The following is an 8,848-nucleotide window of genomic DNA, read 5'->3' as shown; positions in this document are numbered from 1 at the left end:
TAGATACACCGTCACGATTCTCTGATGTGGTCATTATCGAACCGGACCAATAAAACATGACGGAAGCTACTAAAACCACATTCTCTACGTTGCGGTGCTGCCTGCGAACATTATATTACGGTATCGAAGATATTACGCCGTCGAAACCTCAGTCGACACCGTGGATGAACTCATGGGACAGGATCCCAGGATAGTTCACCGATGACAAAGACCCTGTGGATGGCCACTGCGGCAGCGTGGTGGTGCCTGGTAGCAGCAGCGATACATTCCCCGCCAGCAGCCAACGCACAAGAAGTCGCCCAGACCAACGCCCGGGCTGTCCATCAGACCGACCCCCAAATCAACGCCCAGGTTGACACCCAATCCGATGCCGTGGCCACCGCCCTGGTCGACCCCCAAATCAACGCCCAGGTGACCGAGCATCGGCTTACCCTTTTCCACACCAACGATCTGCGGGGCAATATCTACATCGAGGAAGGCTTTGACGAGGCGGATCTGGCGGAGAATCAGGGTCCGGAAAACGCAGCGGACCGAGGCAGCCTGGCCGCACTTGTATCGATGATCCGTGCCCATGAAGGGACCAGTGGCGTTTCGACCCTGGTCCTGGACGGCGGGAACGCAATGGGCGCGACGCCCGCCTGCGACGTGGATGGCTGCCGCACGTTGATTCAACTCATGGACATGGCGGGATTCGATGCCATGGTCGTGGGCGGACACGAGTTCGCCTACGGGCTCGACACGCTCTTAACCCGCGCAGACCAGGCTGAATTCACCGTATTAGGCGCCAACCTGGAATTTGGTGAAACGGTCGATGGGACTGACAACACGGTCCATGACACCATCGCTCCGTTCCTGCTGACCGAAAGAAGCGGATTGCAGATCGCCGTCATGGGGCTCGTTTCGTCCCGGATGGCTGACGATCTTTCAACTGTGGACCCCACGGCTCTGGATATCCAGGATCCGCGCGAGACGCTCGAATCACTCCTGGCCGGTCCCGCGGGTCACGCGGACGTACGCATCGCGCTGGTCAACATGAGCATGGACGAAGCAAGGGACCTCGCGCTGGCCTTTCCCCAGGTACAGCTGTTCATCGCGGGAGGCACGGCTGCCGGTTCCGAACCGCGCCCGACGGAACACGTGGTCCGGTTCGTCGATGGCAGATACCTGGTGACCACACCGGGACGGGGGACCCATCTGGGAAGGCTCGAAATCACCTTCCGCAGGGAAGGCGGAATGACCGCCATTTCCAGTCTAAGTCCGGTCCTGGTACCTGCCGGTTCGTCCCTGCTGCCGAACCTCGCTACCACGACCGATTCGTCCTTTCCGCTGGATCCCGCGGTATCGGCTGTCGTCGCCAGGCTCAGTGTAACCGTGCGCGAAGTCTACGACATCCGGATTGGCCAGACCCGGGAACCCATCGAGGATACCGGATCCTGGATCGCCGACCTGGCGCGCACAAGACTAGCGGCCGATGTCGCCGCGATCGACCGGCACGCCTTGAGGCCTATACGTCTGGACGGAGAGGTCCGATTGCGAACGGTGACCCGCTTGGTCCGTGATAACGACGTGCTCGTCCGCGTTTCCGTGTCGGGACGGCAGTTGCGGGCATGGGCCGGCAGGCTGCCGCGGGAACACGACGTGGTCTTTGCGGGGTACGATGCGAAATCCGGTGCGGTTGACGGTCAGCCGTTGAATCAGGACAGGACGTACGTGGTGGCCGTCCCGATGATCCTGGCGGATCCGGCCCTGGTCCGGGAGGCCAGAGAATTCCGAATGTCGCGCGATTCCGGTACACGCATCGGACTGAGGGAATTGGTGACGGCCCATGTACGGGGTAACGATACGCTCGATCGGTGGGAGGGCATCCGGCGCGAGCCGCGGAGTGTAATGGAAGGCAGCACGCGGTTCAACGGCTCCCTGACGCAGACCACCCTGGAAGGGCCTGCCGAAGAGTACAGCCGCGATCCGTTCCTGAGCGGCGAGGAATCGCTGACCTGGCTCGTCCGCGTTGCGCACCAGTCAACCCGGTACACCCCGGTGGGATCGATTTCGGCCCAGTTGAGGACAGGCTACGGCAGGCTGAACAATAACGGAAGCCAACGGGAGGCCGTGGACCGGATCGACGGCGAGGTGCTCTACTCGCTGCCGTACGCGCAACTGTCCCAGTTCGTCGGACTGGACGTCAACACGGTATGGACGGGTGACGAAGGACAGAAACACCCCGTCGTATTTCGGTTCAAGGGAGGCCTTCGGACGGAACTGGGTTCACAGGCGAACGTACGGATCGGACTGGCCCTGGAAAGAGACCGGATCACCGCGATAAACGTCGTAGGCGTCGAAGTGGCGCCCGAGTTCCGGACCTCCCTGCTTCCAGGCAATTCGCTGTCGTCGCAAGCTCGGGTTTTCTGGGGCACCGGGCAGCGCCAGACCATGTCGGTCCAGCACTTCAACCACCTGCGTTTCCGCCTGCTGGACGATCTCGCCGCCACGCTCGACGCGAACCTCTTCCTGCACCGGGACAGTGACATCGACCGGGCCGCCGTCAAGTTTGAACTGCAGGTCGGCCTCGGTTACGATTGGCGTTACTACCGGTGAGTGTGGTACCCCTGCGCTGAATCCCCTACCGCTCCCACGTCCTCTTCTTGTCATCCGCGCAAGTAATGTTTAGTGCCGGTCCCAACTTGTCGATACTCAGGCGCAGGCTGTCGCCGTCCTGGACGGGACTGAGGGCGTAGTGGTGCGTGCCCGTTGAGACCACATCGCCGGGCTCGAGGGTGACCACGGCGGTCACTTCGGCCAGGAGTTCGGGGATGTGCCGGGCCATTTCGCCGGTGGAGAAGTCGTGCTTTAGGTTTCCGTTGATCCACATCTTCGCGGGCAGGTCGTTGGCGTCGCCCACCTCGTCGGCCGTGACCAGCGCCGGGCCCATCGGGCCGAAGGTGTGCCAGCTTTTGCCGAGGAAAAAACCGCCGGGCAGTCCGCGGGCCGAGACGTCGATGAACTGGGTGTAGCCGAAGATGTGGTCCAGGGCCTCGTCCGCACTGAGCTTGCTGGCCCGCTTGCCGATGACGAGGGCGAGTTCGGGTTCGAAGTGGAAGACCGAGGCATCCGTGTCGGGCAGTTCCACGACCGCGTCCTGGCCCATCACCGACGTGTTGGATTTCAGGAAGGCGTTGAAGGTCTCCTTGGTGGGATGATCGGGTTCAATGTAGTTCCCCGCGAGGCAGAGCAGTGTCCCCGGGCGCGGTAACGGCGCCCGCAGGCTGACCGCGGAGAGCGGCGATCCGGCCTGTCCCTTCGCGGCCTCGGCGATACGGTCGCCGTAGGTGTCCCAGCCGCTGATAACCGCTTCGATCTGGGCCTGGGGGCTGGACGCCCCGGCATCTGAAACGGCGGCCGATACGTCGATGATCGTGTCGTTCTCGATGACACCCAGGGTATAGTCGTTGTAGAATGCCAGTTTCACGTAATCCTCCTGTCTACGGATGGTTTATGCTTCAGTAATCTGAGCCGGCACGTTGTCGGCAGAATCTGATTTAGCGGAATACATAGTCGGCGGAAATGGACGAGTTAATATAACCGGACCCGGCAACCCGTCAACTCCATTAAAATGTATACCGCACCCCGGCCTGCACCTGCCAGCGAGACGAGAGGTTGGTCGTCTGGAACACGTCCTCGCGGTCGACCCTTCCGTCTTCGTTGGCGTCCCGGACCCGGAGGTCCAGGTCCGGCCTGCCCTGTTCGTCGTACCCGTCGAAATTGAACAGGCCTGCGGCGTCGAACCGCACGTAGCGGCTCTGGCCCCAGTCGCTGTTGATCAGGTTGGTCAGGTTCAATACGTCCAGCGTCAGCTCGAAGTGCTGGTTCCGTACGGAGGGTAATTGCTGGATCAGGCGCAGGTCCAGCCGGTTCCGCCACGGCGAACGGCTCGCGTTACGCCGCACAATCCCGCCCCGGGCCGCGCGCAATGTGGGGTCGGAATCGATGAAAGCGTCGATCGCTCGCCACTCGTCGTCGGCGACCTCCGCGCTCACGTCGCTCCTGCTAGCCGGGATGTAGGCGAGGTCGTTGCCCCGGATGCCGTCGCCGTTCACGTCGTCGCTATACATGTAGCTGTAAGGATCTCCCGCGCTGCCTTCGTAGAAGACGGAGACCGTCGTTGCCAGGCCCTGTCCGATCTCGAACTTCCAGGACCCGCTGGCCAGGACCCGGTGCCGGACCTCGAAATCGGACGTGGCGGTCGTCTCTCCGTTGGGGTCGTCGGTCTCGTTGTACTGCCAGTTGGAGATGGCGCGGCTCGACCTGCCGCTGTTGATGTCCTCCGCGTCCTGGAATACGTAGGCCAGACTGCCGAAGAGTCCGGGCAGGAAGGTCGTGTTCTGTCCTTTGCGCAGCCGCAACGTCAGGTTGAACTGGCGGCCCCTGTCCGTGTTCTCCAGGAGGATGACGTTGGTGAAATCTCCGCTGACCTTCCTGCCGCCGTAGTCGGGCCTTCCGTCCGGCGTCACACCGGTCGGCCTGCCGGCGTCCCCGATGTTGAGGTTACGGAACCGGACGTCGTCGAGGTTTCGGGCCAGCAGGACTTCCACGGTACCGACCAGGTCCAGGGGCAGCCTGCGGTCGAGGGCGAGGTTGGTGCGGAAGACCCGGGGCAGCCGGAACGCCGGATCGATGACGTTGACCTCCGAAGTCTGTGGCGCGGAGAGATCTGCTCCCAGCGGTAGCGGTTGCGCGAAGGGGTCGGCTACGAACGCGGGGACGTCCTGGTCCCGAAAGGTCGCGAGATCGATGCGGGTGAAGTCCACGCCGCTGTTGCTGTATGCGTTGGAAAGCCAGACGGCGGGCGGCAGTCCCGCGAAGACGCCGGCGCCACCCCGGATCTGGGTCCCGCGGTCCCCTCCGGCGTCGAGATTGAACCCGAAGCGGGGAGACCAGTGTACTTGACCGCCCGGGGTCCGGTCCGTCCGGTGGCCGGCGAACTGGCGGGCGAAGCGGTCGTTGGCCAGGGGTTCGTCCGGCAGGATCGGCACGTCGGCCCGCAGCCCGAAGTTCAGGCTGAGCCGCGGGCTGACTTTCCAGTTGTCCTGGGCGTAGAATCCCAGCTGCACGTAGTCCCATGCGGCGCGAGGCTGTTCGACGCCGGGCACGCTGGACCGGCTCAAGAGGTAGCGGGTGGGGGTGCCCCTTTCGAAAGCCTCGATACTGTCGAACTCGTAGGCCCCGTAGTAGTCCTGAATGAACAGGTTGTCGAAAGAGACGAATTCGTTGTGGGTGCCGATCGTTATGGTGTGATCCGCGCGGAACAGGTGGAGGTCGTTGGTGAACTCGAAGGTGTCCTGGTCCAGCGTGTTGGCCTGGGAGAACCGTTCCACGCCGAGCCGGACCTCGCCCAGGAACGCGCCGCCCGGTTCCTCGAGATCGATCCGGACCTGGGGAAAGGAAGCGGACAGCGGCGACCGCTTGTCCCGCACGCGGCTGTAGGATATCCGCGCTTCATTGGCCAGGCTGCCGGAGAAGGTGCTGTTGAGCTGCACGACCGACGACTGGGTGACGTTGTCGCGCTTGAACTGGTTGCTGGTCAGCGTGAAGAGGGTACGTCCCCGGCTCAGCCCGTCGTCCAGGTCGCCGTTCACCAGGTTGTGGCGCAGGGTGAGACGGTGCCCGGGCGTCAGGTTGACGTCCAGCCGCGCGAATATCTTTTCGTTCCGCGTATCCTGTGAGAAAGGGTCGTATCCACCGGCGTCGTAACCGTATCGGTCGCGGGCGACGTCCACGATCCGCTGCAGATCGGCCGAGCCCGCCCCGAAGCGTATGGGCTGGTCCGAATCCGCCGGACCCGCGCTCGAAGGGCTCGAACGGCGCCGCAGTTCTCCGTTGACGAAGAAGAAGGCCCGGTTCCTGGCCACCGGGCCGCCGAGCCGGAAACCAAGCTGGTAGTCGGTGAAATCTCCGAATTCGTCCCCGTCCAGGTCGCCTACCAGGGATTCGTTCCGGCCGAACCAGTAAACGGAACCCCGGTAACGGTTCGTTCCGCTGCGCGTCACCGCGTTGATGAGCCCTCCCGCGAAACCGCCGGAGCGCACGTCAAAGGGGGCCACCTGCACCTGGAATTCCTCGATGGCGTCCAGGCTGATCGGCTGTGCGTCCACCTGGCCCGTGGGCAGTCCCTCGCCCGTCAGGCCGAAGGCGTCGTTCAGCACCGCGCCGTCCACCTGGAAATTATTCAGTCGGTTGTTCTTGCCCGCGATGCTCTGCCCGCCTGCCTTCGACGCCGCTTCGGGCGCCAGCCTCGTGTAGTCCTGTATGCTCCGCGCGATCGAGGGCAGACGAGCGATCTCGATCGCCGATACGTGGGTCTCGGTACCGGTGTTCGACGCGCTTAAAACCTCGTCCCGGTGGGCCGTTACGGTGATTTCCCCCGCCTCGATGAGGTCCCTGTCCAGCCGGAAATCCGCCCGCAGGCTCTGGCCCATGGTCAGCAAAATGTCCTGCCGGACGGCGGTGCGGTAGCCGATATAGCTGACCCGGATCTCGTACGGGCCGCCGGTCCTCAAGCCCGCGAGGTTGTATCGCCCGTCGGCACGGGAAAAGACGCCGGAGGAGACACCCGTCGGTTCGTGCAAGGCGACCACCGTAGCGTCGGGAAGCGGCGCACCGGTGTCGTCCAGAATCCTGCCGTAGAGGGCCGCGGTCGTAATGCCCTGGGCGTAAACCAGGACCGGCTGGATCAGAACGAACATCAGAGCGAGGATTGTGGCGAGGGTCGGGAACAGGATCAGGGAGAGGGCCGGGACCGTCCGGCTCAGTATGCGCATGTACCTCAAACTCCTTTTCGATAAATCGTTTCACAATTCCGGGAACGTCGAATATAATACCCCACAAGTCCGAATACGAAACGGAAACTTTCATCTAGGAGCCTCCCATGGCGCTCATGGAAATAGAACCCGGTCTCAAGATCGCAGGACAGATGTCTCCCGAACCCTCGCAGGAGGACCTGCAGTTCGCCCGGCAGCTGGGCATCGAATACGTCTGTCTCTGGACGGACGGCGAACACGCCAACTACGACTATTTCATGAGCCGGCGGGAGATCTACGAGGAAGCCGGCATCAAGATCTACGGTTTCGGGAACAGCGACGTGCACAACCAGGACGCCATCGTGCTCAACCTGCCGAACCGGGACGCGAAGGTGGAACAGTACAAGCGCTACATACGCGACCTCGGCCGGGCCGGCATTCCCTATACGACCTATGCCCACATGGGGAACGGGATCTGGAGTACGGAGCGGGAGACGACGCGCGGCGGTGCGCCGGCCCGCGGATTCGACCTGGCGAAAGCCGAGGAAGGCCACTGGGGCGGGCGTATGTTCAGGATGCCGTTGACCCACGGTCGGGCGTACAGTGAAGACGAAATCTGGGACAATTTCGCCCATTTCATCGGGGAAGTCGCGCCGGTCGCGGAGGAAGCGGGCGTCCGTATCGGCATCCATCCCGACGATCCACCCCAGCCGGAACTCGGTGGCATCCCGCGCTGCATCTTCAGCAGTTACGACGGATACTACCGGGCCATGGAAATTGCCGACAGCCCGAACGTGGGGCTCTGCTTCTGCATCGGCTGCTGGCTCGAAGGCGGATCGCTTATGGGCAAGGGCGTGGAGGAATCGCTTCGCCATTTCGGCGAACAGGGCAAGGTCTTCAAGGTCCACTACCGGAACGTGGACCAGCCCCTGCCCCATTTCGTGGAGACCTTCATCGACAACGGGTACTTCGACATGTACCAGGCCGCGCGGGTCCTGGAGGAGACCGGCTTCTACGGGGTCATGATCCCCGACCACATCCCCGAGATGGCGGGAGACGGCCGGATCGGTTACGCCTACTCGATCGCGTACATGAAAGCGCATGCCGATCGGGCACGGGCGGAGTGCGCCGCCGCGTAAGCGCACGGGCGGAGTGCGCCGCCGCGCGTCATGAATGAACTGAACGATTTCCTCACCCACCTGCTCATCGAACGGGGGCTGTCGCCGAACAGCCACGAGGCGTACCGCCGCGACCTGACCTCCTACAAGAACCACCTCGACCGGAGGGGGATCGCTTCCTTCTCGGACGCCACGCGCCAAGACGTCCAGGGGTTCATCGCGTACCTGCGCCGCCGCGGGCTCGCGCCTTCGAGCATTGCGCGGCACGTATCTGCGGTACGGATCTTCCATCGATTCCTCATCGGCGAGGGACTGGCCACGGCCGATCCGACCGAGCACGTCCGGGTGCCCAAGCAGCCCCGCCGCCTCCCGGTCGTCCTGAGCCTGGAGGAGATCAGGACGTTACTCGAACAACCCGATCATACGACGTCGCTGGGACTGCGCGACCGGGCGATCCTCGAATTCATGTACGCCACCGGCCTGCGCGCGTCCGAACTGCTGGATTTCAGGCGGCCCGATCTCCTCTTCGAAACCGGGCTGGCGCGCATCTTCGGGAAGGGCGGCAAAGAACGCCTGGTCCCCGTGGGCCGCCAGGCGATCAACGTGATCCGAAACTACCTGCACAAGGTTCGGCCCGCCCTGGCCTCATCGAAGAGCGGCGAGTTGCTCTTCCTGAACGCGCGCGGAGGCCGGCTGTCCCGCATGGGCCTGTGGAAGATCATGGATACCTACGTGGAACTGGCCGGGCTCGAAAAGAAAGTCAGTCCCCATACCCTGCGCCATTCCTTCGCCACCCATCTCCTGGAAGGGGGCGCCGATCTCCGTGCCGTCCAGGAAATGCTGGGCCACGTGGACATCGCCACCACGCAGATCTACACCCACGTGGACCGCGAATACCACAAGGACGAGTACACCCGGTACCAACCGCGAGGGTGA

At 63.3% G+C, this 8,848-nt stretch carries 5 protein-coding genes; 3 read left to right on the top strand and 2 right to left on the bottom strand.

Translation table 11 applies throughout. The features are described 5' to 3' along the window. Positions 1–201: 201 nt before the first annotated feature. Complete coding sequence (locus F4Z81_15290; GenBank protein MXW06412.1) at positions 202–2,595, top strand: bifunctional metallophosphatase/5'-nucleotidase; 2,394 nt, start codon at positions 202–204, stop codon at positions 2,593–2,595. Positions 2,596–2,620: 25 nt separating this feature from the next. On the opposite strand, the gene F4Z81_15285 is transcribed toward F4Z81_15290, so the two are convergent. Continuing rightward, positions 2,621–3,487: a fumarylacetoacetate hydrolase family protein gene (locus F4Z81_15285; GenBank protein ID MXW06411.1), complete on the bottom strand. Its 867-nt coding sequence runs from the start codon at positions 3,485–3,487 to the stop codon at positions 2,621–2,623. A gap of 118 nt (positions 3,488–3,605) precedes the next feature. Beyond that, entirely contained in the window at positions 3,606–6,815 is a 3,210-nt protein-coding gene (locus tag F4Z81_15280) for a TonB-dependent receptor (protein MXW06410.1), read from the bottom strand. Between the two features lie 107 nt (positions 6,816–6,922). On the opposite strand from F4Z81_15280, the gene F4Z81_15275 reads away from it, so the two are divergent. Together F4Z81_15275 and xerD are read left to right on the top strand one after the other, a co-directional pair. Beyond that, on the top strand, positions 6,923–7,933 hold the full coding sequence (locus tag F4Z81_15275) for a TIM barrel protein (protein ID MXW06409.1): 1,011 nt from the start codon (positions 6,923–6,925) through the stop codon (positions 7,931–7,933). Between the two features lie 30 nt (positions 7,934–7,963). After that, positions 7,964–8,848, top strand: coding sequence for a site-specific tyrosine recombinase XerD (gene xerD, locus F4Z81_15270; protein MXW06408.1), 885 nt, complete (start codon positions 7,964–7,966; stop codon positions 8,846–8,848).

The organism is Gemmatimonadota bacterium (genome assembly GCA_009835325.1).
In the GTDB taxonomy this organism is placed as follows: Bacteria; JAAXHH01; JAAXHH01; order JAAXHH01; family JAAXHH01; genus JAAXHH01.
Note: the sequence above shows the minus strand (reverse complement) of the source record. Positions and strands in the feature narration are given on the sequence as shown.

Coding starts and splice junctions, on each gene's coding strand:
- F4Z81_15290 (MXW06412.1), top strand. CDS start 202: ATGACAAAGACCCTGTGGATGGCCACTGCGGCAGCGTGGTGGTGCCTG.
- F4Z81_15280 (MXW06410.1), bottom strand. CDS start 6,815: ATGCGCATACTGAGCCGGACGGTCCCGGCCCTCTCCCTGATCCTGTTC.
- F4Z81_15275 (MXW06409.1), top strand. CDS start 6,923: ATGGCGCTCATGGAAATAGAACCCGGTCTCAAGATCGCAGGACAGATG.
- xerD (MXW06408.1), top strand. CDS start 7,964: ATGAATGAACTGAACGATTTCCTCACCCACCTGCTCATCGAACGGGGG.